The sequence below is a fragment of the Flavobacterium sp. LC2016-23 genome (assembly GCF_009674775.1).
Taxonomy (GTDB): domain Bacteria; phylum Bacteroidota; class Bacteroidia; order Flavobacteriales; family Flavobacteriaceae; genus Flavobacterium.
Genome location: NZ_WKKE01000003.1, coordinates 110,608 through 133,646 on the forward strand (window position 1 = coordinate 110,608; position 23,039 = coordinate 133,646).

General features: G+C 35.7%; 24 protein-coding genes and 1 tRNA gene. 20 read left to right on the top strand and 5 right to left on the bottom strand.

Annotated elements, in window-relative coordinates:
- Positions 1-5: 5 nt before the first annotated feature.
- The 4 genes from GJU43_RS03365 to GJU43_RS03380 all read left to right on the top strand — a co-directional run bounded on the left by GJU43_RS03365 (position 6) and on the right by GJU43_RS03380 (position 3,989).
- A complete protein-coding gene (locus GJU43_RS03365; protein WP_154339425.1) occupies positions 6-1,901 on the top strand; it encodes an ATP-dependent DNA helicase RecQ in 1,896 nt (631 codons plus the stop codon).
- Positions 1,901-2,848, top strand: a complete 948-nt coding sequence (gene fmt / locus GJU43_RS03370) for a methionyl-tRNA formyltransferase (RefSeq protein ID WP_154339426.1) — start codon at positions 1,901-1,903, stop codon at positions 2,846-2,848. The genes GJU43_RS03365 and fmt overlap by 1 nt, the downstream gene beginning before the upstream one ends.
- A gap of 179 nt (positions 2,849-3,027) precedes the next feature.
- Positions 3,028-3,300 carry an HU family DNA-binding protein gene (locus tag GJU43_RS03375; protein WP_012022249.1) on the top strand — a complete coding sequence of 91 codons (273 nt, stop codon included), beginning with the start codon at positions 3,028-3,030 and terminating at the stop codon, positions 3,298-3,300.
- A 128-nt stretch (positions 3,301-3,428) separates the two neighbouring features.
- On the top strand, positions 3,429-3,989 hold the full coding sequence (locus tag GJU43_RS03380) for a YqgE/AlgH family protein (protein WP_007804468.1): 561 nt from the start codon (positions 3,429-3,431) through the stop codon (positions 3,987-3,989).
- A gap of 14 nt (positions 3,990-4,003) precedes the next feature.
- Here the strand turns inward: GJU43_RS03380 and GJU43_RS03385 are convergent, their stop codons facing one another.
- Positions 4,004-4,840 (bottom strand): aminotransferase class IV, encoded by an 837-nt coding sequence (locus tag GJU43_RS03385; RefSeq protein ID WP_154339427.1) that lies wholly within the window; start codon positions 4,838-4,840, stop codon positions 4,004-4,006.
- 54 nt (positions 4,841-4,894) lie between these two features.
- Positions 4,895-5,287, bottom strand: a complete 393-nt coding sequence (locus tag GJU43_RS03390) for an START-like domain-containing protein (protein ID WP_026727620.1) — start codon at positions 5,285-5,287, stop codon at positions 4,895-4,897.
- 153 nt (positions 5,288-5,440) lie between these two features.
- Between GJU43_RS03390 and GJU43_RS03395 the strand changes: the two genes are divergently transcribed.
- From GJU43_RS03395 to GJU43_RS03405, 3 genes are all read left to right on the top strand, one after another.
- Positions 5,441-5,514, top strand: a tRNA-Met gene (locus GJU43_RS03395).
- 57 nt (positions 5,515-5,571) lie between these two features.
- Positions 5,572-5,850: a GIY-YIG nuclease family protein gene (locus GJU43_RS03400; RefSeq protein WP_154339428.1), complete on the top strand. Its 279-nt coding sequence runs from the start codon at positions 5,572-5,574 to the stop codon at positions 5,848-5,850.
- Positions 5,851-6,083: 233 nt separating this feature from the next.
- A complete protein-coding gene (locus GJU43_RS03405) occupies positions 6,084-7,088 on the top strand; it encodes a chemotaxis protein CheB (RefSeq protein ID WP_154339429.1) in 1,005 nt (334 codons plus the stop codon).
- 30 nt (positions 7,089-7,118) lie between these two features.
- Here GJU43_RS03405 and GJU43_RS03410 read toward each other — a convergent pair whose 3' ends face one another.
- Both GJU43_RS03410 and GJU43_RS03415 read right to left on the bottom strand, forming a co-directional pair.
- Positions 7,119-9,563: a PAS domain-containing sensor histidine kinase gene (locus GJU43_RS03410; protein ID WP_154339430.1), complete on the bottom strand. Its 2,445-nt coding sequence runs from the start codon at positions 9,561-9,563 to the stop codon at positions 7,119-7,121.
- Positions 9,564-9,597: 34 nt separating this feature from the next.
- Positions 9,598-12,330 carry a chemotaxis protein CheB gene (locus GJU43_RS03415; RefSeq protein ID WP_195760012.1) on the bottom strand — a complete coding sequence of 911 codons (2,733 nt, stop codon included), beginning with the start codon at positions 12,328-12,330 and terminating at the stop codon, positions 9,598-9,600.
- 476 nt (positions 12,331-12,806) lie between these two features.
- Between GJU43_RS03415 and GJU43_RS03420 the strand changes: the two genes are divergently transcribed.
- From GJU43_RS03420 to metQ, 9 genes are all read left to right on the top strand, one after another.
- Positions 12,807-13,064 (top strand): hypothetical protein, encoded by a 258-nt coding sequence (locus GJU43_RS03420; protein WP_154339432.1) that lies wholly within the window; start codon positions 12,807-12,809, stop codon positions 13,062-13,064.
- Positions 13,065-13,316: 252 nt separating this feature from the next.
- Positions 13,317-13,694, top strand: a complete 378-nt coding sequence (locus GJU43_RS03425; RefSeq protein ID WP_154339433.1) for a VOC family protein — start codon at positions 13,317-13,319, stop codon at positions 13,692-13,694.
- 32 nt (positions 13,695-13,726) lie between these two features.
- Positions 13,727-14,077 carry a DUF2200 domain-containing protein gene (locus tag GJU43_RS03430; protein WP_154339434.1) on the top strand — a complete coding sequence of 117 codons (351 nt, stop codon included), beginning with the start codon at positions 13,727-13,729 and terminating at the stop codon, positions 14,075-14,077.
- Between the two features lie 34 nt (positions 14,078-14,111).
- Entirely contained in the window at positions 14,112-14,444 is a 333-nt protein-coding gene (locus GJU43_RS03435; RefSeq protein ID WP_154339435.1) for a hypothetical protein, read from the top strand.
- 373 nt (positions 14,445-14,817) lie between these two features.
- A complete protein-coding gene (locus GJU43_RS03440) occupies positions 14,818-15,165 on the top strand; it encodes a hypothetical protein (protein WP_195760013.1) in 348 nt (115 codons plus the stop codon).
- A 397-nt stretch (positions 15,166-15,562) separates the two neighbouring features.
- On the top strand, positions 15,563-16,126 hold the full coding sequence (locus tag GJU43_RS03445; protein WP_154339436.1) for a DUF6642 family protein: 564 nt from the start codon (positions 15,563-15,565) through the stop codon (positions 16,124-16,126).
- Between the two features lie 321 nt (positions 16,127-16,447).
- Positions 16,448-17,479, top strand: coding sequence for a methionine ABC transporter ATP-binding protein MetN (metN, locus tag GJU43_RS03450; RefSeq protein WP_154339437.1), 1,032 nt, complete (start codon positions 16,448-16,450; stop codon positions 17,477-17,479).
- On the top strand, positions 17,472-18,125 hold the full coding sequence (gene metI, locus GJU43_RS03455) for a methionine ABC transporter permease MetI (protein ID WP_132036518.1): 654 nt from the start codon (positions 17,472-17,474) through the stop codon (positions 18,123-18,125). Before metN ends, metI begins: the two co-directional genes overlap by 8 nt.
- A gap of 30 nt (positions 18,126-18,155) precedes the next feature.
- Entirely contained in the window at positions 18,156-18,974 is an 819-nt protein-coding gene (metQ, locus tag GJU43_RS03460; RefSeq protein ID WP_154339438.1) for a methionine ABC transporter substrate-binding lipoprotein MetQ, read from the top strand.
- A gap of 103 nt (positions 18,975-19,077) precedes the next feature.
- On the opposite strand, the gene GJU43_RS03465 is transcribed toward metQ, so the two are convergent.
- Positions 19,078-20,253, bottom strand: a complete 1,176-nt coding sequence (locus GJU43_RS03465) for an MFS transporter (protein WP_154339439.1) — start codon at positions 20,251-20,253, stop codon at positions 19,078-19,080.
- Between the two features lie 103 nt (positions 20,254-20,356).
- Here GJU43_RS03465 and GJU43_RS03470 point away from each other — a divergent pair, with 103 nt between their 5' ends.
- The 4 genes from GJU43_RS03470 (at position 20,357) to GJU43_RS03485 (ending at position 22,909) form a co-directional block, all read left to right on the top strand.
- A complete protein-coding gene (locus GJU43_RS03470) occupies positions 20,357-21,190 on the top strand; it encodes an AraC family transcriptional regulator (protein WP_154339440.1) in 834 nt (277 codons plus the stop codon).
- 70 nt (positions 21,191-21,260) lie between these two features.
- On the top strand, positions 21,261-21,647 hold the full coding sequence (locus GJU43_RS03475) for a hypothetical protein (protein ID WP_154339441.1): 387 nt from the start codon (positions 21,261-21,263) through the stop codon (positions 21,645-21,647).
- A 171-nt stretch (positions 21,648-21,818) separates the two neighbouring features.
- The gene (locus tag GJU43_RS03480) at positions 21,819-22,346 is read left to right on the top strand and encodes a DUF3347 domain-containing protein (RefSeq protein ID WP_154339442.1); all 528 of its coding nucleotides are present in this window, start codon (positions 21,819-21,821) and stop codon (positions 22,344-22,346) included.
- Between the two features lie 2 nt (positions 22,347-22,348).
- On the top strand, positions 22,349-22,909 hold the full coding sequence (locus GJU43_RS03485) for an AraC family transcriptional regulator (RefSeq protein WP_154339443.1): 561 nt from the start codon (positions 22,349-22,351) through the stop codon (positions 22,907-22,909).
- Positions 22,910-23,039: the final 130 nt, after the last annotated feature.

A 23,039-nucleotide genomic window follows, 5' to 3' on the forward strand; every position in this document is an offset into this window, starting at 1 on the left:
GACCAATGCCGGAAGCACAGGAAATTCTTTTAAAATACTGGAAACACAACAGTTTCAGACCGCTTCAAAAAGAAATTATTGATTCGGTTCTGAATGGCCAGGATACTTTTGCGTTACTACCAACCGGTGGCGGAAAATCGATTTGTTTTCAGGTCCCGACGATGATGCGGGAAGGAATCTGCCTGGTAGTCTCCCCTTTGGTAGCACTAATGAAAGATCAGGTAGCCAATTTACAGAAAAGAGAAATTAAAGCTATTGCCCTGACCGGAGGAATTCACACCGAAGAAATCATTGATCTTCTGGACAATTGCCAGTACGGAAATTATAAATTTTTATACCTCTCCCCCGAAAGACTGCAATCGGACTGGATTCTGGAACGCATTAAAAATCTACCTATCAATTTAATTGCAATTGATGAAGCACATTGTGTTTCGCAATGGGGACATGATTTTCGCCCCGCCTACCTGAAAATTTCCGAGTTAAAAAAATTCTTTCCCAAAATTCCCTTTTTGGCCCTGACAGCAACCGCTACCCCAAGAGTTATTGAAGACATTAAAAATGAGCTAGGGTTAAAGGATACTAAATTTTTCCAACAGTCTTTCGCAAGAGAAAACATCGCATACATGGTGTTTAATGTCGAAGATAAACTCTACCGCGTGGAGCAAATCCTAAAGAAGAATCCACAGCCTTCCATTATATACGTGCGAAACCGTAAATCCTGCCTGAATATTTCGACACAATTACAATCGCTTGGTTTTAAGGCCACTTATTATCATGGCGGTCTTTCGTCTAAAGAAAAAGATAAAAACATGCAGTTGTGGATGTCAGAACAAGCACAGGTTATTGTGGCGACCAATGCGTTTGGAATGGGAATTGACAAGGACAATGTAAAAACAGTTATTCATACACAACTTCCGGAAAACATCGAAAATTATTATCAGGAATCCGGAAGAGCAGGACGAAATGGCGGTAAATCATTTGCCGTTTTACTAACCAGCTCATCCGATATCAATCAGACTGAACAGCAGTTTTTAAGCATTTTGCCCGATAAAAAATTCCTGAATGCCATTTATGTAAAACTCTGCAATTATTTTCAGATTGCGTATGGAGAAGGTATTAACGATTCTTTTTCGTTTAAGCTGAATCACTTTTGCCAGAAATACGACTTCCCAACCTTAAAAACGTATAATGCCTTGCAGTTTCTGAACCAGCAGGGAATTATAACGATGTCACAGGAATTTTCCGAAAAGATTACCATGCAGTTTTTAATCGAATCCAAAGAAGTCATTCGATATATAAGCCTGAATCCGAACGATGAAGAAATTATTCTGGCGATATTGAGAACGTATCCCGGGATTTATGAAATGAAAGTTGCCTTTAATCTTTCCTTAATTGCAAAAAAATCAAATCATACCGAAGAACAGGTTACTGTCGTTTTAGAAAAATTACAGGAAAAAGAGATTATCGAATATAAATCCAAAAATAACGACGCAACAATACTATTTAATGAAGTTCGTGAAGACGATCTCACGATAAACAGAGTTGCAAAATATCTGGAAAGGCAAAATCAGCTGAAAAAAGACCAGCTTCTGTCGGTACTTCATTATATAAAAGAGGATCAAACCTGTAAAAACAGACTGATCCTGGATTATTTTGGAGAAAAAACAGAATCCAACTGTGGGGTTTGTTCGTATTGCATTGCCAAAAAAGGCAAAATAACCGAAGCGGATTCGATTGCAGATAAAATTCTTTCTTTATTAAAGTCAGCCTCTTTGACTTCGAGAGAAATACAGAGTCAGATCAAGCTCGATACCAACGATGTTATTCAGGCACTTCAGGAATTATTAGAAAACAACTATATTACCATACAACCCAACAATACATACACTTTAAAATTATAATGGAAAAATTAAGAATTATATTTATGGGAACTCCGGAATTTGCCGTTGGCATTCTGGATACTATTATCAAAAACAATTACGATGTTGTGGGCGTGATCACGGCAGCAGACAAACCTGCGGGACGCGGACAAAAAATAAAATATTCGGCTGTAAAAGAATATGCGCTAGCCAACCATTTGACTTTATTACAACCTACAAATCTAAAAGACGAAAGTTTTCTGGCAGAACTAAAAGCCTTAAATGCGAATTTACAAATTGTGGTGGCATTCAGAATGCTGCCAAAAGTAGTCTGGGAAATGCCAGCTTTAGGAACCTTTAATCTTCATGCTTCCCTGTTACCTGATTATCGCGGTGCGGCCCCCATTAACTGGGCTATTATCAATGGAGAAACCAAAACGGGAGTCACTACTTTTTTCATAGATGACAAGATAGACACCGGAGCGATGATCTTAAATTCGGAGATCGCAATTGAACCGGCAGAAAACGCCGGACAATTACACGACCGGTTAATGCATTTAGGAAGTCAGACCGTAATTGATACTTTGCAGGTTATTGAAAAAGGAAATGTGACGACAACAATTCAGCAAGAAAATGCTGAAATTAAAACCGCCTACAAGCTCAACAAAGAAAACTGCAAAATCGACTGGACGAAATCGGGAGAAGAAATAAACAATCTGATCCGCGGCTTAAGTCCATATCCGGCTTCGTGGTGTTTTCTAAAGGACAAAAATGAAGAAGTAATCATTAAAATATATGAGGCAAAACTGATTGAAGAAGCCCATTCTCATGAAACTGGAAGCCTGATTAGCAGCAAAAAAGAAATCAAAATTGCTATTACAAACGGCTTTGTTCAGCTTTTGAGCTTACAATTACCCGGAAAAAAGAGAATGCAGGTCGCAGAATTGCTAAACGGGATTACTTTTTCGGAAACAGCAAAGGTCTATTAAGGTCAATAAAACGGGGGTTTTTACCTGTTTTTACCCACAAATAACATGCTTTATGAACAAAAAAAACAAGTTATCAACAATTTTTGCTAAATTTAAAGAAAACACTTGCAAGGAACGGATTTCCTACTAAATTTGTGTATTAACAATTTTTTTTAACCAACAATTAATAACTAATAATTATGAACAAATCAGAATTAATCGATGCTATCGCTGCTGATGCAGGAATTACAAAAGCTGCGGCTAAATTAGCTTTAGAGTCTTTTTTAGGTAATGTAGGGACAACTTTGAAAAAAGGAGGAAGAATTTCATTAGTAGGTTTCGGATCATGGTCAGTATCTGCTAGAGCTGCTAGAGACGGTAGAAATCCACAAACTGGAAAAACTATCAAAATCGCTGCTAAAAATGTAGTGAAATTTAAAGCTGGTGCTGAATTAGAAGGTGCAGTGAACTAAGTAAGAAAGTTCTCTAAACTTATAATATAATTAAAACCCTCCTCATGGAGGGTTTTTTTGTGCGGTTTAACGATTTTATTTGGGATTTTAAAAATTTTATGATTAAATTTAATAAAAATTGTAGCCGTATGATTTCAGAAAAATTAAAAAAAGGACACCTGCTTATTGCCGAGCCTTCAATAATTGGAGATTTATCTTTTAACAGATCGGTAATTTTATTAGCAGACCATAACAAAGAAGGATCAATAGGATTTATTATAAACAAGCCATTAAAGTATACTATTAATGACCTGATTCCGGAAATTGATGCCAGCTTTAAGATATATAATGGAGGCCCTGTAGAGCAGGACAATCTTTATTTCATTCACAATATCCCGGAATTAATCCCGAATAGTGTCGAGATTTCTAATGGGATTTATTGGGGAGGTGATTTCGAATCAACTAAAGACCTGATAAATGACGGATCTATTAACAAAAATAATATTCGTTTTTTCTTAGGATACACCGGTTGGGATGAAAATCAGCTTGAAAATGAAATGCAGGGAAACTCCTGGATCATTGCTGATAATAATTACAAGAATAAAATTATTGGAAAATCCACCACTCATTTTTGGAAAGAACAAATAATTGAGTTGGGCGGAGATTATCTTATTTGGTCAAATGCACCTGAAAATCCATATCTGAATTAATTTTCAGATATCGATTATTCAGCTATAGACTCATTTAGTTTCTGCACTAATAAGTGAGCGAGACCGTTTGTAAACTCTTTTTTTCGATATTTAGTTATCGGTTGTATCCCTGTGATTACATTGGTCAGAAATAATTCGTCTGCTTTTTGAAGATCAAACGGAGAAATTATTGCTTCGGTTACTTCTATGCCTTCTATTTTCTTAGCAAGAGCCAAAATCTGCTTACGCATGACTCCGTTCAGACAACCTTCAGAAACCGGAGGGGTAATCAGTTTTTTACCGATAACCATAAATAAATTCCCTTGTAGTACCTCAACAACATTTTTAGCATCATTTACCAAAATACAATTGTCCAGGCCATTTTCGTGTGCAAAAATACTTCCGGTAACATTAATCAATTTATTAGTCGTTTTAATGGACGATAATAATTGTTTGGTCACATAGAAATCTTTATACAAATCCACTTCGTAATGAGCTGTATTTAAGACGTATGCCGTATTCTCAAGTGCCGTTGCGTGAATTAAAAATGAAACTTCGTTTGTTTTTGGCAGATACAGGCCGCCATCATTTCTAAAAACGGTGATTCGCGCTCTTGCTGAGGCCAATAATCCATTTTCTTGAACCACTTTCAAAATTTGCTCTTCCAGGTATTCCATGGTAAAATTCATTGGAATTTCCATTCTGACCACACGCATTGAAGCCATTAACCTGAAATAATGATCTTCGAGAAACAATATTTTGCTGTTGATTATTTTTAGCGTTTCAAAAACACCATCTCCATACAAAAAAGCACGATTCTGAGTTAATATATTCGTTTCCTGCTCTACTATATTTCCGTTAAAATTGATCATAAAAAAACCCTGAATTTTGTTCAGGGCAAATATAAGGCATAAAATAGACTTTTACTAAACAGATCCTATAAGATGTTTCAAGTCTGAGATTTGGTTCTCCCACAATTGTTTAGCCTCGCCCACTTCTTCTTTTTCAGCGAAATCAACGACCATTAAGGATACATCTTTAGTCAGTTCATCGACTAAAATATGAAGTTCAAAAAAGTATTCTGTATCCTTACTGCTTTCATCTACCCATTTAAATTTTACTTTTTCACCGGTTTTTTTGGAAGCCAGACGCGCTTTTTCCTGCGAATCATTCCAGATAAAAGTAAAAAATTCACCTCGTGAGTTTACATTATCAGCGAACCATTCTGATAAACCCGACGGAGTGGATATATATTGATATAATAATTGCGGCGAAGAATTTATGGGAAACTCGATTTCGTAACGTATTTTTGAATCCATGTGCTACTTTTAATTTTTTCGAAATATAAGAATATATGTCCGAAAACAATGCGTTTTTAAAAATATTTTTTTTTCTTCATTTTATGCTTGTAAGCTCTAATATTATTTTTATATTTGCACCCGCAATGAGGAACACGGTTCGCTTGCAATCTCGGCGAGGTAGCTCAGTTGGTTAGAGCGCAGGATTCATAACCCTGAGGTCACGGGTTCAACTCCCGTCCTCGCTACAAAATAAAAAAACACCACTGAAAAGCTGGTGTTTTTTTCGTTTATACCAGTTACTTATGGAAGATTTTGTTGTCTATATTCTTTATTCTGAAACATTTAATAAAAACTACACTGGATTTACATCAAATCTGATTGAAAGGTTTAAATCTCATAATCATCCTGGAACAAAAGGATATACTGTAAAATTCAGACCCTGGATGGTGATTTACGTTGAGTTTTTCTACTCTAAAGCTGAAGCGATGAAAAGAGAAAAATACCTAAAAACAACTACTGTAATCATAATATCCCTTAATCTTGAAACAGATTGCTATTGTTGTGTAACTATTCCATGGTAAAATATAATAATTTAGACTTCACAAACAATAGCCCTCCTTTTTCCAAAAGAATAAGACCAGCCGAAAATAATAAAATCGAACATAACATTATATTCATCGATTTTTCTTTAAGTAATATCTCCTGCTCGCTTTACGCTTTTTTTGGAATCGAATAAGAATAGAGCATAGTGAGTTACCTTTTACTAAAGTTTAAAATAAAAACTGAGTTAACATTTTACAATTAATTAGAAATAATGAAAAAAAACGATTTTATAGTTGTTATTGGAACTTCGGCCGGAGGGATGAAGGCATTAACAGCTTTAATAGAGCAACTCCCAAAAGATTTTCCCGCCCCCTTACTGATTGTAAATCACATATCACCGGATGCTACAGGTGATACACTAATTAATGCATTAAATAAAATTGGCAAACTCAAATGCATTCATGCCAGACACGGAGAAAGAATTAAAGCCGGACAAATATATATTGCCCCTTCAGATAATCATCTAATGATCGAAGAAAATGGTTTTATACTGATAACAAAAGGTGCACAGGAAAATCGATCGCGTCCTGCGATAGACCCTCTGTTCAGATCGGCAGCCACTTCTTTTGGCAATCGTACAATTGGAATTCTTTTAACTGGATTTCTAGATGACGGAACTTCGGGTTTAATAGCCATTCATAGGTGCAGCGGTATTTGCATTATTCAGGATCCGGCAGATGCAGATTATCCGGATATGCCTAAAAATGCGCTAAATCAGATAAAACCGGATTATTGTATACCAATAGCCGAAATGGGCAAAACGCTGTCGATTTTAGTTAAAAGAAAACCTAAAAAACAGATACCAGTTCCGGAAGATATTACAAAGGAGGTTAAAATAGCCAAACGTGTATTAAGCGACCTGCCTTCTGTCAATTCACTAGGAGAACAAGTTCCTTTTAACTGCCCCGGCTGTGGAGGCGTTTTATGGAAAATGAGCAAAGGTCCTGATCTGCGTTACAGATGTCACACGGGGCATGCTTATACAGCTGCTGCTTTATTGACCGAACAAACTATAAAAATGGAAGAAACGATGTGGACTGCTTTAAGAATGTTTGAAGAAAGAAAAAATCTCCTCACTACCATTGCGCAGGATCAAAAAGGAGCTGTAGCGGCCTCAGCCATAGAAAGAGCCAAAATGTCACAGGTTCATATAGACAGGATCAGGGCCATTTTACTTAGCAACGATAATTCGGCTATAACTGATTCTCCACTATAATTTAATATTTTTGAAAGAATTTCAAAATAGTTACAATTCCGGGATGTAAACATCAAATTGCGCACCTTTCCCCTTCATTCCTTTAGCAGTAATAATACCTTCGTGATTTTCGACAATTTTTTTCACGATCGCCAGGCCAATGCCGGTTCCCTTAAATTCTACATTATCGTGCAAACGACGAAAGATTTCAAAAATTCGTGTTTCATATTCTGTTTCAAACCCTATCCCATTGTCTGAAAAACAAATGTGGCAATAATTTCTTTCAGGATTTTCAGATTTCTCTTTTATTTCTTTTTCTTTAATATGTGAACTTCTTATTATAATATGGGGCAAAACGCCTTTTCTTGTAAATTTCAAGGAATTCCCTATCAGATTACTAAAAAGCTGTCTCAACTGAAAAGGAATCCCTTTTACCTCACATAGATCAAACAATTCAATTACGGCTTTTTTATCTTCAATGATTTCTTTATAATCATTTACAACTTCTTTGGCGAGATCTTCCAGATTCGTATTCGTGAAAATTTTATCTAACGTATTTGTTCTGGAATAGTCCAGAAGATCTACAATAAGCGTCTGCATTCTATTTGCCGCCACTTTAATTCTTGTAAAATATTCCTTTGCATTTTCTGTAAATGCATCTTCTTCGGTATCATCTAAACGGCTGATAAACATTTGAATTTTCCGCAAAGGTTCTTGTAAATCATGACTCGAAACATAAGCGAAAGACCGCAATTCTATATTCATTTTGACCAGATCTCCATTTTTAGTTACCAATTCGGTCGTACGTTCCTGTACCTGTTTTTCAAGTTCATGGGTAAAAGTTTTCTGGTTCTGTATATCATGACTTGTACCTACCCAAATCTGAATATTGCCAAGAATATCTTTTTGTGCGGAGGCATGGCTAAGATGCCACCTGTATTGCCCTTTTACATTAAGCAACCGGTGTTCTATCAATAAATCAGTACCTGCCGCGATAGCATCCGCCCACAATTCCATAAATTGATCCCTGTCATCTTTATGTATGAGAGATAACAATCCACCCTGGCTCATATCACTTTCGGTTAATCCCGTATACTTATAAACTGACAAATTAAAATAATTTAAATTCCCCTGAGAATCAGCTGTCCAGATTAGCTGGGGTACTGAATCGGCCAGCATCCTGAATTTCTGTTCCCTTCCTAAAAGAAGATCTTCACGTTCTCTTTCATTGGTTATATCAAGGATGGTTCCGATCATTTTTAAAGGCTCGCCACTATCATCCATAAAAATTTTACCGTGTGACTTAATCCATCTGGCTTCCCCATCTGCCTTATGAATACGTACTATGTATTTATAGTAACCTGTATTCATGGCTTCTTCAAAAGCTTTGTCAACAATATCTGTCAGGTCGGCACTTTCGATATGTTCTAACATTTGAACATAGGACATTTTTACGGACGGCTGGTAACCAAAAGTTGTAGACAAACTTGCGGAATGTATCAGCTGATGCGTTTGCAAATTGAGATCCCAGGTGGCAATTTCTGCAATTTCTGCAGCAAGCGTTGCTCTCTCTTCCGCATCTTCTGCTTTTTTACGCACTTCTACTTTTTCAGTTACGTCGTATATGATGACCATGATTCCTGAAGTTCGCCCATCGGACTCCAGTAAAGGCGTAAATTCAAAATCAAAATAGAGTTTATACCGATCTCCTTCATACTGAACATAAACCTCTGATTCCTTCTCCTTTTTAATATGACCGCTTTTAAAAACCTCATCCAGTAAGTCGGGATATTTTTGATTGCGCATATTTGGAAAAACGTCAATAAGTTTCTTTCCTAAAATGCCTTTTCTTTCTTTTTGGAAGACAGTCTGAAACATAGCACTGTTCACATTCTCAATAATATGATGGGGTCCCCGGAGAATAGCAATGGGTATGGACGAATCTGCTACAATTTTACGAAACTCCCTCACACTCTGGGTGGCAGAATAACGTTCGATATTTTTTGTTAATTTCTTTTTTTCGTTTCCTGAAGTTGCGATAAAAGTGACTGTAATACCTGTCGTTTTTCCTAATTCATCGTTAACGGGATTAAAATTGATTGTGTAGGAAATATTTCTTTTTTCGCCTAAAAAAACTTCAAATAGTTGATTTTGATGGAGAACAGTGTTGCCATGCAGCAGAATATTTTTCAAAATGGGACCTATAAATTCCCACTCTTTGTTCAGAATATTTTTAAAGGGCTGACCAAAAGAAAACTTCTCTTTGTCACTTGAATTCAGAATTTCCAAAAAAGTGTCATTGTAAAAAACAACAAGTTCATTTCCCCAAAATAGTAATATTGGCAATTTTGAGTTTGAAATAATGATCAATGCTGACTTTAAAACTGGTGACCATAAATTGGTCCTTCCAATCGGATTATAGCTCCAATCTTTATTGCGTATAAGCTTCGCTATTTCACTATGTGGTGAAAGGAACTCAGGATTTGCGTTGCTCATGTCTTAAATATTTATGGGTTGTCGCTTCTCCTTTTTAGTTTAATCCATTGTCGTGATCAATCGTCACTTTTCGGGCTAAATCATTTGCAAGACTGCGCAGAGTCTTGACTGAACTGTCTACGATCGATAGTAACTCCGTCACGTCAACATCAGGAGACTTGAGATCTTTCAAATTTTTAATTCTCTTTTCAATATCGGTCAAAGGAATTGCAATATCGTTTGTTGCTGTCTTTTTCACATATTCCAGCTCCTCATTTATGCGCAACAAAATTTCATTTTTCTTATGAAGTTCAGACTGTGTATTTTTAAGTTCGCTAATATCATTAAAAGTAATAATGGCACCGTTTATTTTATTACCCGACTGTAAATAAGGCATAATCATAACCTGATACCATTTTCCATTGTTAGCCTCAATTTCCTTGGTAACTAAGGTGCTTTTTTCGATTACATATTTAGTGTCTTCTACAATCGTATCCAATTTTATATTGGTTGAAATATGATTAATTGGACGTCCTATATCAGAACTAACCAAATTAATATGCTTAACAGCACCCGGTGAATATTTCATTAATCTTAAATTGTTGTCAATAAAAATTTGTCCGTTTATATTACTTCTGAAATAGTTATTAAGATCGTCATTGATTTCAGCCAGTTCTTTATTTTTCAACTGATAATCAGTATTTATAGTATGAAGTTCTTCATTAACAGACTGCATTTCCTCATTGGTGCTCTGCATTTCTTCATTGGCTGAAATTAGTTCTTCGTTAAAAGACTGCATATTTTCATTTGAAGTTATCAATTTATCATGTGCCTCCTGAAGTTTATTTTTTACTTCTGTCAGTTCTTCTTCCAGTCCTTCAGTATATTTTTTATTATATTCTATTTCATTAAATAAAGGATATTTATCCTTATTGGAGCTTGTTGCTCTGTCATCATTAAAAATAACAATGAGGCCTTTTTGTTTCCCCCCATCAATATTGATCGGACTTATCGAAAGATTAACTTCCATTAGAACATCATTGAGTTTAAACATGATACCCTTTACACTTGCAAATTGTTCATTTTTCAGTACTTCTTTACTCAGTGTATTGTATGCTACGGCTAAAGCGCGGGGCAATAATTCCGGCAGATTGGTGTTAAAATTTTGTGGTAAAAGATATTTTGCTGTGTTTCCATAGGATTTGATTACCGTATTTTCGATATCAACACAAATTGCCAGATACCCTATATAATTTGCTATTAAACCATTAACCGTTTCTGTAAAACTATTATTGATATTTTTAGACGTATCATCCTTAATGGCTGCTGTCTGTCGATAAGCACTAAGTTCGGGCAGGGCAAACGTATCAAAGTTAACAGTCCGTTTATCTTTAAGGCTCTTATAAATCCGCCATTTTTTATTAACTACCTCTAAATTATCTATAATAGTTAACGGATTTTCACTTGAACCCAAAAACAGAAAGCCATTTGTTTTAAGCCCAAACAACAGCATAGTATAGATTTTTTTCTGAAGAATTGGTGTCATATAGATCAGCAAATTACGGCAGCTTATAAAATGCATGTTGCAATAAGGAGGATTTTTAACAAGATCATGTTGTGCAAATATCAGCATCTTGCGAATTTCAGGCTTTACAATGTAGTTTTTCCCATCAAAGTTAAAATACTCCTTCAGTCTCTTTGTACTGATACCATTAATACGATCAGCGCTGTAAGTTCCTTTTCCGGCATAAAGCAAGGCTGCAGAATCTACATCGGTTGCAAAAATCTTTACTACGGTATCTTTAAATTTCCCAACCAGCAATTCATTTAAAAGAATAGCAATTGAATACGCTTCTTCTCCCGTGGCACAACCTGCGACCCACAATTTAATTTCATCACCTGGATTGAGATTCTCTAATATTCTTGGTAAAACAGTATTCTCGATCAGATCGAAAGCCTCTGTGTCGCGAAAAAATGAAGTAACGCTGATTAAGTAATCTTTTGCTAATGCTTTGAGTTCTTCCGGATTTTCTTTTAGAAATAATAAGTAATCTTTAAGGTCGTAAATATTAATTGCAGCTGCTCTTCTTTTAGTTCTGCGGAGTATGGTGGTATCTTTATAATCTGAAAAATCAAATGGCAAATTCTGATGGATATAATCAACAATTTCAACGATATTAATCTTATCCGCTTTGGTATTCTCTGATACTTCATCATTACTCTTTACATACGATGCAATAACATCCGGCATAAACTGAGGTTCCAAAATAAAATCAATACTATCTGTGGCAATAGCGTGCTCAGGCATACTGGTGAATTCTGTATTTTGCGGATTTCTGGCAATTGTCATTCCGCCAGCCTGTTTTATGGCTTTTACACCTTCACTTCCATCGGAACCCAAACCCGAAAGAACAATTCCAATTGCTTTTTTACCGTTGTCAAGAGCAAGAGCATTAAAAAAAGTGTCAATTGTAAGATGCGGGCCTTTTATTTTATCTTTCGAAGTTAATTGTAGTTTATTGTTTTTGATTCCCATAAATTTATCATTGGGAATAAGATAAACTACATTTCTGTGAACGGTCATTCCCTGTTTTGCCTCTTTGACTAACAAACTGCTGTGCTTAGACAATAGTTCTACCATGGCACTCTTAAAATCGGAAGACAGATGTTGTACAATAACATATGATATACCATCATGCGGTGTACGCTCAAAAAAAGTATTTAATTCTTCTAAGCCCCCAGCAGAAGCACCGATTGCAACAATATAGTTTGGTTCTTCATTACTCATAAAACTTAGATTAGGATTTTTTTTGCTAAATAGCAGGGGTATCAAATGTACGACTAATATTATAGGAACCCTATTAAATATAACCATAAGAACAATAAAAGATGATTATCCGATAATTCCTCCTGTAATTTATTATAGCGTTGAAGCTATATATTACTACTAAATGTTTTTACTTGCCTGAAGCAATAAGAATAAAAGCAGTAATAAATCCCACTTTCTGCACATTATTACACTTGTATCTGTATACTAAAATGATTAGTACTGATAATCCAAATCCCGAGCACTGTTTTTACTATAGTGCTGACTTGATAAAAAATAATTTTGAATTATTGATTTTCAAAAAGCTAATAAAGAATATTACCTTTGCCAAATCTCATCAGTGTCCGGAATATTTTATTCATTATTTCCAGAAAAAAAACGAGAAAACAGAACTTATTAAAGTAAGTCAGCTACCTAAAAAAAAAACAAGTAACAATATGGATATAGTCAAATTTAAAATCACATCAAAAACGATAAAAGTAGAAGTACGCAATTCGAATAACTATGTTTTTAATTTTAATACCGCTTTGGAGATTGAAAAAGAAGACAAAGATGTTTTATTAAGACTGTACCATGCCTTAGATCTTCTTTTTAGGAAAGAAACTGCTGCCGAAGTAAAAAACTACATCTCGCCCAACCAAACCAATATACTGGACCAGATTTCGGCCGTTGACAATTTAGAAAACGAGAAATAATAACGAACGTTAACATTACTACTCATTTGCTGGTGTATGCTTAAAGTTGGCTGATGGGCTCTTATTGTTTTTTTTAAACGTTGAATCCTCCTATTTCAAAAATTTCATCTCATACCTAAATTTACTAAGATATTTAGTATAAAAATTCTTAATTTAGCTATGTCATAAAATCAATTCGAAAAAAAACAGAATATCCACTGATTTTTCAGTTTCGCTCCGATCTGATTTTAAAAAAAAGAAAAAGCAAAAAAAATGAAAAAAGTAACAGGTATTGGGGGCATTTTTTTCAAATGTAACGACCCTGAAAAAATGAGAAACTGGTACAAAACCCATCTGGGCTTCGATACCAATGACTACGGAGCAACATTTGAATGGAAGGAAGCCACAGACTCTTCCAAAAATGGCTCAACACAATGGAGTCCGTTTCCTGAGTCCACAAAATATTTTGAACCTTCGGCAAAAGACTTCATGATCAACTACAGAGTAGCAGATCTGGAGGCATTGGTCGAAGAATTAAAAAAAGAAGGCGTGACAATTGTTGACCAGATAGAAACGTATGATTACGGGAAGTTTGTTCATATAATGGACATGGAAGGCAACAAAATCCAGCTTTGGGAGCCTTACGATTAGACCCGATTCTAAAAATAAGTCCATTAAACACTATGGAAAAGCATAGAATATTTACAACATCATTTGCAAGTGTCTATCCACACTATATCAATAAAGCAGAGAAAAAAGGCCGTACCAGGGAAGAAGTAGATACTATAATTTACTGGCTGACGGGATATAATAAAAAGGAATTACAGAAAATACTCGACAACAAAACTGATTTCGAGACTTTTTTCGCGGAAGCCCCCCAAATAAATCAGAATACTTCAAAAATTACCGGCGTAATTTGCGGTTATCGTGTAGAGGAAATCGAAGACAAACTCATGCAAAAGATCCGGTTTTTAGACAAATTGATTGATGAACTGGCAAAAGGAAAAGCCATGGAGAAGATTTTAAGAACCTGATCTTATTTAAAACCTTAACTTTATTCTATTCGAAATGCTAAAAATAGAACGCACGGATCTGGCAGTAATCGAAGATATTATTGGGGTCGCCTATGTATCAACAACATCGGGTGAAGGGCTTGTATGTCTCGCAGAAGAAATAAATGTGAGACCTGAATTCCTGGAAACTTTTACTAAAAAGCATGTTCAGGCCTATATTTTAGATCATATTCGTTATGAAAAAAGTAATGGAAAAAAATTAATTCCTTCGTTGATTAAAGTACCCTATCCCAAAGATTCGATTTCTTTTTGGAATAGTGTTTTTAAAATTAACCCGACTGATTTAAATATTTTAAAAGAGAGTACTATTATTGTGTCCTTTTTTTAAAAAATTAAGTCGGATCAATAAGAATTCCTGTCTTTATCTCCTTATTTTATTCCAGGGAAACAAATCAGAGAGTATTAAAAAAGCTTACTCAAGACAAATTCATTTTTAAATTGGTCTTGAGTAAGTTTTTTTCAGGCCTTAAAATTGGGACTAATTTCAAAAAACAGGTATTTCTACTCGTTTTTTTCTTCATAAAAAAAACGATTTTTGTATTCAAATGTGAAAAACCATAAGTATTTATCAATAAAATAACTCAAATTAGCACAATAAAAAACTGAGTATCACAAAAAGCAAAACATTACATAAGTTGAATCAGTAAAAAAATTAAACTATGCAAAATCTTTGGTGTTGGCGTTGTAAAATGGAAATCCCCATGTTGAACGAAGAGGAACATTTAATTGCGTCCAAACTTTATCGCCGAGGTTTTGAAACAGGAAAATGTAACATGACGAGACAGGAGCGCTTTCAGGAACTACTCGACTATTACAAACAGCTGACCGGTTTTGAGGAAACCGAACCTAATGCGATAATGCATCATAGAATTGAACTGTACGGCCCACCCTGCGAAAACTGCAACAAGCCATACAGAACTTCTAAAGCTTCATTTTGCGCAGCTTGTGGACATAAAAGAACAAATAATAACCTGATAATTGATGAACTTCTGCATAAGACAGAACAAAAATGGTGGCAGAAGCTCCTGATTTTGGACAGAGATAATTAAGTTCCCGGTTTTTATTCGCATTTACAGAAAGAAAAACAGCTACATCATAAACTTTTATTAAATACCACATTATAAAAATCTCAGTCTCAGTAACAGTTTCATTTGGGGATGGACACTGTAACTGTAAACTGAGATTTTAATTTTTAATACTGCTGAATGCTTCAAACGAGTGAAGTAATTCAACTGTTACATAAACATTTATTCTAATGCAAGGGCATTTTCAGAGATTCTGTAAATGCCTTTTGTGCTTTTCGTAAAATAGACATTCCTTAAATAATCTAAAAAAAATGCGTTAAAATGTATTACATATAACAGTTTTTATCCAAGAAAAAATACATTTGTCAGTTGGAAAAGTGATCTTATTGGCACTCTAAAAAAAACCGGTAAATACAATTGTATGGATAATGATAAATTTATTTTCTGCCTTGAAGGTGTTCCCGACGCAGATACAATACTTACTACTGACGTAGTTAAAAACCTGGAAGAAATAGCTATCAACCAGGGCATTGCCAGTATTTATAAAGCCTGCGATACCATAGAAGGATTAGAAGAGAGCCTGAATGTACTACTGTATGAAGATCATAATTTTAAGGACTATGAGATTATTTATCTGGTAATGCCCGGAGAAGCCAGCAACATCTGCCTGCATGATTATTATTATAGCCTTCAGGAAATTGCGGAACTTTTTGAAGGAAAAATGAAAGGGAAAGTGATTCATTTTGCCAACAAAAAAATCCTGGACCTAACAAATGATGAAGCACAATATTTTTTAGACATCACCGGAGCGCGTGCCATTTCGGGTTATGGTTCTTCTTATAATAAAATAGCAAGCTGCAGTACAATCGATAAGGCATTTTTCAGTTTATATCAGGACAATGATGATCTTACTGAAGTTGTAGAGGAATTATTCCAGAAACATTACAATCTTTGCCAGCTGCTCGATTTTAGATTGTATTATTAAAATGGTTATTAGTCGTAGTTTTTAAAGGCTAAGGTTTCAGTCGCAGCTTATCTTCATCATCTGAAACCGAAAGTGACTATAATCTATAGCTCTAAACTGATTTTAACAACACCCTCACAATTAAACATTTGAAAAAATATTGAATTAAATTCTTTCATTGTTAAAACAAAAATCATTCATTAGATCAAAAATTTAACATTTTATCAATATTCGACTTAGCCGATAGATTTGATTATAAAATAAATATCACTTACATTTGCACCAAAATTGAGAAGAACCTTTTTTCTTCTTTAGCTTTCAATGGATTGCAAATAACAAAATATGATAGAATTAAAGAATATTACCAAAACCTTTTATAAAACAGGCCGGGAAATTAATGCTTTGCAGGATGTTTCACTTCATGTACCTCCCGGAAAAATTTTCGGTGTTATAGGAACTTCCGGAGCCGGAAAAAGTACTTTGATCCGCTGCATTAATTTACTGGAGAAACCAACTTCGGGTGAAGTCATTGTGGACGGAAAATCACTGCTGCTCTTAAGCAATTCACAGCTGGCGCAGGAAAGAAGACAAATCGGGATGATTTTTCAGCATTTCAATCTTTTATCCTCAAGAACTGTTTTTGAGAATGTTGCCTTTTCCTTAGAATTAGCCGGTGTCTCTAAAAACATCATTAAAGAACGTGTACAGGAACTATTAGAACTTGTCGGGCTAACTGAAAAAGTCAATGATTATCCGGCCAGTCTCTCCGGCGGGCAAAAACAGCGTGTGGCCATTGCAAGAACTCTTGCCAATAACCCAAAAGTGCTTTTGTGTGACGAGGCTACCAGTGCACTTGATCCCGGAACTACAAGGTCGATCTTAAATTTATTGAAAGACATTAACAAACGTCTTAATATCACAATACTCCTAATCACTCACCAAATGGAGGTCGTTAAGGCAATTTGTGACGAAGTTGCCGTAATCAGCAACGGAAAACTAATCGAACAGGGAACTGTAGGTGAAATATTTGCCAATCCGCAGCATGAATTAACACGCGAGTTTATCGCCTCTTCTTTACACATTGATATTCCGGATGTGTATCAGGACCGTTTGGAAACAGTTTACAAAGAAGGCTTACATCCTCTTTTGCGTTTAGAACTAAACGGAAAATCGGTAAACGAGCCCATTCTGACTCAGGCTGCCATTCAGTTTGGTGTAAACGCCAATATTATTACTGCTCAGACCGCATACGCCGGTGAGACCAATTTCGGAATTCTGATCGTCGAATTGTCCGGTAATGAAACGCAGCAAAAAGAAGCAATTCAATTTTTTAAAGAAAAACACGTAAAAACAGAAATATTAGGCTATGTCTGAATCAATTATAACATTATTAGTACAAGGAACCTTAGAAACAATTGTAATGACATTCCTGGCCGGCTTCTTCGGTTTTTTATTAGGACTGCCATCGGGAATTTTATTATTCCTTACCCGAAAAGGTCAGATTTTAGAGCATGTGGTATTCAACCGCATTCTTTCGATCATCATCAACATTTTCAGATCGATTCCTTTTATCATTTTAATTGTATGGATGATCCCTTTTACCAGAGCTTTGGTCGGAACTTCCATTGGCGTTAGTGCTGCATTAGTACCCTTAAGCATTGGTGCCGCTCCTTTTATCGCAAGACTGGTAGAAAACAGCTTGCTGAGCCTTCCGTCAGGGCTTATCGAAGCGGCAAGAGCGCTGGGTGCAACACCTTTACAAATTGTGTACAAAGTACTATTGCCGGAGGCACTTCCTTCCCTTATCAATGCAGCCTCGATTACCCTGATCACACTTGTGGGCTATTCTGCAATGGGTGGTGCCGTAGGTGCCGGCGGACTTGGGCAAATTGGATATCAATACGGTTATATTGGGTACGATGCAGCAATTATGAACACGGTCCTGATTTTACTTGTCACCCTCGTGTTTATCATTCAATTTGCAGGTGACAGACTTTCTAAATATTTTGATCACAGATAAAAAACGCAGCTTTAATTTTAAAATAAAAACATGAATACAAAAAATAAATTTTCGATACTGACAGGAATCTTGTTAGTCACTCTTTTGCTGTCAAATTGCGGAAAAGACAAGAAAAACGATCCAAATTTCATAAAGGTCGGAGTTGCAGCCGGACCTGAATTTACAGTTGCACAGGCCGCTCAAAAAGTGGCCAAAGAAAAATACGGTTTAGAAGTAGAACTCATTAGCTTCAATGATTATGTAGTCCCGAACGAAGCCTTAAATCAGGGCGATATTGATGCCAATGCCTTCCAGCACAAACCTTATCTGGATGCACAATCAAAACAAAGAGGATACAAACTGGCGATTATAGGCAAGACTTTCATTTATCCGATTGCAGCATATTCCAGAAAAATAAAAACGCTGGCCGAATTAAAACCGGAAAGCACCATTGTAATTCCAAATGACCCAACCAATGGGGGACGTTCTTTATTACTGCTTCAAAAAAATGGTATTTTAAAGCTGAGAGACAATGTGGGTCTTTTACCAAAAGTAACCGACATCATAGAAAATCCTAAAAATTTAAAAATATTAGAATTGGAAGCTCCGCAAATTCCAAGAACCTTAGACGATCAAAATGTAACAATCGCCATTATCAACAACACTTTTTCCTCACAAGCGGGACTCGTACCCTCCAGAGATGCCTTATTTGTGGAAGACAAAGATTCTCCTTATGTGAATCTGGTGGTTTCAAGAGAAGACAACAAAAAGGACCCGAAAGTCTTGAAATTCCTGAAAGCATTTCAATCTGACGAAGTGGCAAAAGTGGCCGAAAAAGAATTCAAAGGCGGCGCGGTAAAAGGCTGGTAATCCCTTAATTCTTTAGATGAAAATATAAAAGAAGGCTGACAATTAGTATTGTCAGCCTTCTTTTTTGAATATTAAATTCTAAATTCGGTGTATTAAAGATAAATTAAACCGTTTGCACTTCCGGTAATTCTACGGCAGCACTTCTTCTTTGAATCAGCACAAGAGTAATAATCATCCCGATAATTGACATTCCCACACCAATAAGGTTCGGAGAAGCATAACTATATCCTGCTATAAGCGGCAAACCACCAAGGAAAGCACCTAATGCATTTCCGATATTAAAACTCCCCTGCAACGAGGCCGAAGCAATCATCTCTGCGTCTTTTGCAGTTCGGATCATCAGCATTTGGATAGGCGCAATAACAGAGAATGAAATAGCTCCTGTTAAAAACGTGAAGAACAGAGAAGCATATTGATTATAGGAGAAAAAGTACACCAAAATCAAATCTATCGACATAACAAACAACAAAGCCAGGGTAGTCGGTGCAGGAGAAAATTTATCCGCCAGTTTTCCGCCCAGAAAATTCCCTACCACCATTCCAAAACCGGCCAGAATTAAAATATACGAAACATCTTCCGGAGAAAACTTAGATACATTAATCAAAAGCGGCGCGATATAGCTGATCCAGGCAAACAATCCGCCAAAACCAATTGATGTGATTCCGATAATGAGCCACGCATCTATTTTCTGGAAAAATTTTAATTGCGTTCTCATATTTACATCTTGGTTTTTCTCCAGATTCGGCATCCACCAATAGATAAACAAAAAAGTAAGCAACCCCACAATGGCAATCAGTATAAAAGTATAACGCCAGACAAAATTATGTCCGATATACGTTCCGATAGGCACACCAATCAGATTCGCCAGCGTTAAACCCGAAAACATAATCGCAATCGCCTGTGCTTCTTTTCCTTTATCTGCCAAACGGCTTGCCACAACCGCTCCTACTCCAAAGAAAGCACCGTGCGGCAGTCCGGAAAGAAACCTTGAGGCGAATAAAAAATTATAGTTAGGGGCAATGATGGATAACGCATTAAAAACCGTTAACATCATTGCCAAAATTAAAAGCATTTTTTTAGGAGCAAAATTTCTGCCCAGAATTACTAATAAAGGTGCTCCAATTACCACTCCAAGCGCGTAAGCCGAAATTAAATATCCGGCAACCGGAATCGTAACTTTCATATCTGAAGCAATATCAGGCAACAGGCCCATCATAACAAATTCGGTAATTCCGATAGTTAAACCACCCAATGACAGCGCAATAAGACTTTTTTTCATTTGTTTTTTACAAGAAAGGAATAGATTTTCTATGGGGCAAATTTACGTCAGCTTTACAAGGAAATAATTGTATATTTGCGATATAAACTTGTACATTTAAGTTATGCCGAAATTAAATCAGTTTGAAACGCTTTTAATAGATGAATTTGAAGAGGAAAAATTTCACCTTCCGCCGCATACACATACTTATTACGAAATCATCTATATAAAAAAGGGCAACGGAATTCATCATTTAAACAACAACCTGCTGCCTTATAAAGCCGGTGATCTATTTGTGATTTCGCCGGATGATGAGCATTATTTTGACATAAAGAAAAGCACGCGTTTTTTCTATATCAAGTTCACGGACAACTATTTCAATTCCAAACAAAACCTTACGTGTGATGAATTTTTAGTGCATACACCCGAAAGTTTCATGCGGGACAAAACGCTAAAAGAAACCGTTTTAAAATTGGATGACCCGTGTAAAACGATTTTAAAAAATACAATTGAAAACATCGCTGCTTACAATTGCAAAACCGATGTTTCGAATTCACCCATTGTATTTTATCAGATCCTTTCCATTTTTGGTCTGATCAAAGAAACGATGCGCGGACTGAATCTTGTCGTAAAAGGAAATTCTATCGACAACGAACAGATTACTTCTTATATTCATCAGAATATTTACCAGCCGAAACTGGTTCAGATTAAAGTAATTGCCGCTCATTTTAATATTGCCCAGACTTATTTCAGTGCCTATTTCAAAAGGACTTTTGCGATTAGTTACCGCGATTATATTCATAACCTGAGAACCACCCTGATTGAAAAACGTTTTCAGAACAATCAATTGCCGGTCAAACAGATTGCTTACGAATTCGGTTTTACCGATGAAAGTCATTTGTCCAATTATTTTAAAAAAAGAAAGAATATGAAACCTACTGATTTTAAGAAGCTTTAGTTATTGAAATCTTAAAATAACGCTCACCTGAATATTTTTATTTAAATTTGTCCTATCAAATAAATTTTCGTTGACTAAAAAAGCTGTCATATTATTTCTCATGCTCACCATTGGTTTCTTCCTGATTCCGGTATCGGGTTTTGCATGTAGCAATAATACGGGCAAAAGTTCTCACAAAAAAGAAATTACTGTTGAGAAAAAAGAAAAAGGCTGCTGTACGAAAGACTGTTGCACGAAAACTGAAACTCCTGAAAAAGAGAAACACGACTGCGACGGAAAATGCAGTCATACCAATTGTACAACCTCCTCTTTACAGTTTAGTATTCCGGCTTTAAATGACTTTGATTTTCAAAATATGCTTTTCAATTTTTCAATGGAAAAGTCTTTTTCCTATTACAATGAAGCCAATATCTCTGATGGTTTCACTTCTATCTGGTTGCCGCCGAAAATAAAATAATTCTATTTTTGACAGCCATAATTGTGCTTTCTCAGCACCATTGATGGGTGAAAAATTCCTTGCAGAGACACCAGGCTTCGGGCTTGTTTTTCTTTGTCATCCTTAGGCACAGTAATATTGAATAAAAACTAACTTAAAGGAAACTTAATCCTTTTTCAAAAACATATAAAAATGAAAAATGCAATAACAGCTGCACTGGCAGCAATTACAATAGTATTATCAGTAAACACTATTTCAGCAAAAGAAATAAACCCTCAAATTACAACAGAAGACGTTCAAAACTCCCAACTGAAACCTGTTTTTGATGAGTATTTTGCAATGAAAGACGCGCTAATCAAAAGTGACGCCAAAACAACTTCGGCAAAAGCCAAAGATCTCTTAACTGCAATCGGTGCGGTAAAAATGGATCAGTTAAAAACTGCAGAGCACAACGCCTGGATGAAAGTTATGAAAAAAATAACCGCTGATGCTAAAGCAATTTCATCAAATCAGGATCTGAAAAAACAACGTGAGACTTTTAAATCCTTATCTAAAAGCACATACGAACTGATCAAAGCTTCTAATCCTGCAGAAACGGCTTACTATCAATATTGTCCAATGGCAGATGCGAATTGGCTAAGCAAAGAAAAAGCAGTTAAAAATCCGTATTACGGTGCTTCAATGCTTACCTGCGGAAATGTAGTAGAAACGATCAAATAAATATGACGCTCTATATCAAGAACATGGTATGCAGCAGATGTAAAATGGTAGTGAAGTCTGAGTTTGAAAAACTCGGGCTTCATACTATTTCTGTTGAACTGGGAGAAGTGGAAATACAAGAGGAAATTACAGAAAATCAGAAAAGGGATTTACTTGAAAGACTGCATTCTTTAGGATTTGACCTGCTTGATGACAAAAAAAGCAAAACAATCGAAAAGATAAAAAACCTGATTATCGATTTGGTGCATCATAAAAACAATGAACTGAAAATCAATTTATCAGATTATTTGTCTGAAAACCTCCATCAGGATTATAACACGCTGAGTAATTTGTTTTCCGAAACAGAAAACACCACTATCGAAAAATATTTCATCAGTCAGAAAATAGAAAAGGTAAAAGAATTACTGATTTACAATGAACTTTCGTTAAGCGAAATTGCCGATATCCTAAACTACAGTAATGTAGCACATCTGAGCAATCAGTTCAAGAAAATTACCGGATTTACACCCACTTATTTCAAACAGCTGAAAAACAAAAAGCGCATTCAGATCGAAAATTTGTAAATGTTCTTTACCGCAAAGGGCGTAATCCCATAGCTATCCGGATACGCAAAGAACACAAAGCTTTGCGAACGCTGCATTTGGATCAAACCCGGCAAATACAAAAACTTTGTGCCCCTTGCGGTTATTTTTT

What these genes read in the sequence shown, in the direction of transcription:
- fmt (WP_154339426.1), top strand. Translation starts at nt 1,901, where the DNA reads ATGGAAAAATTAAGAATTATATTTATGGGAACTCCGGAATTTGCCGTT.
- metN (WP_154339437.1), top strand. Translation starts at nt 16,448, where the DNA reads ATGATAGAATTAAAGAATATTACCAAAACCTTTTATAAAACAGGCCGG.
- GJU43_RS03430 (WP_154339434.1), top strand. Translation starts at nt 13,727, where the DNA reads ATGGAAAAGCATAGAATATTTACAACATCATTTGCAAGTGTCTATCCA.
- GJU43_RS03435 (WP_154339435.1), top strand. Translation starts at nt 14,112, where the DNA reads ATGCTAAAAATAGAACGCACGGATCTGGCAGTAATCGAAGATATTATT.
- GJU43_RS03365 (WP_154339425.1), top strand. Translation starts at nt 6, where the DNA reads ATGCCGGAAGCACAGGAAATTCTTTTAAAATACTGGAAACACAACAGT.
- GJU43_RS03375 (WP_012022249.1), top strand. Translation starts at nt 3,028, where the DNA reads ATGAACAAATCAGAATTAATCGATGCTATCGCTGCTGATGCAGGAATT.
- metQ (WP_154339438.1), top strand. Translation starts at nt 18,156, where the DNA reads ATGAATACAAAAAATAAATTTTCGATACTGACAGGAATCTTGTTAGTC.
- GJU43_RS03380 (WP_007804468.1), top strand. Translation starts at nt 3,429, where the DNA reads ATGATTTCAGAAAAATTAAAAAAAGGACACCTGCTTATTGCCGAGCCT.
- GJU43_RS03400 (WP_154339428.1), top strand. Translation starts at nt 5,572, where the DNA reads ATGGAAGATTTTGTTGTCTATATTCTTTATTCTGAAACATTTAATAAA.
- GJU43_RS03470 (WP_154339440.1), top strand. Translation starts at nt 20,357, where the DNA reads ATGCCGAAATTAAATCAGTTTGAAACGCTTTTAATAGATGAATTTGAA.
- GJU43_RS03405 (WP_154339429.1), top strand. Translation starts at nt 6,084, where the DNA reads ATGAAAAAAAACGATTTTATAGTTGTTATTGGAACTTCGGCCGGAGGG.
- GJU43_RS03425 (WP_154339433.1), top strand. Translation starts at nt 13,317, where the DNA reads ATGAAAAAAGTAACAGGTATTGGGGGCATTTTTTTCAAATGTAACGAC.
- GJU43_RS03480 (WP_154339442.1), top strand. Translation starts at nt 21,819, where the DNA reads ATGAAAAATGCAATAACAGCTGCACTGGCAGCAATTACAATAGTATTA.
- metI (WP_132036518.1), top strand. Translation starts at nt 17,472, where the DNA reads ATGTCTGAATCAATTATAACATTATTAGTACAAGGAACCTTAGAAACA.
- GJU43_RS03445 (WP_154339436.1), top strand. Translation starts at nt 15,563, where the DNA reads ATGGATAATGATAAATTTATTTTCTGCCTTGAAGGTGTTCCCGACGCA.
- GJU43_RS03390 (WP_026727620.1), bottom strand. Translation starts at nt 5,287, where the DNA reads ATGGATTCAAAAATACGTTACGAAATCGAGTTTCCCATAAATTCTTCG.
- GJU43_RS03440 (WP_195760013.1), top strand. Translation starts at nt 14,818, where the DNA reads ATGTTGAACGAAGAGGAACATTTAATTGCGTCCAAACTTTATCGCCGA.
- GJU43_RS03420 (WP_154339432.1), top strand. Translation starts at nt 12,807, where the DNA reads ATGGATATAGTCAAATTTAAAATCACATCAAAAACGATAAAAGTAGAA.
- GJU43_RS03465 (WP_154339439.1), bottom strand. Translation starts at nt 20,253, where the DNA reads ATGAAAAAAAGTCTTATTGCGCTGTCATTGGGTGGTTTAACTATCGGA.
- GJU43_RS03410 (WP_154339430.1), bottom strand. Translation starts at nt 9,563, where the DNA reads ATGAGCAACGCAAATCCTGAGTTCCTTTCACCACATAGTGAAATAGCG.
- GJU43_RS03485 (WP_154339443.1), top strand. Translation starts at nt 22,349, where the DNA reads ATGACGCTCTATATCAAGAACATGGTATGCAGCAGATGTAAAATGGTA.
- GJU43_RS03415 (WP_195760012.1), bottom strand. Translation starts at nt 12,330, where the DNA reads ATGAGTAATGAAGAACCAAACTATATTGTTGCAATCGGTGCTTCTGCT.
- GJU43_RS03385 (WP_154339427.1), bottom strand. Translation starts at nt 4,840, where the DNA reads ATGATCAATTTTAACGGAAATATAGTAGAGCAGGAAACGAATATATTA.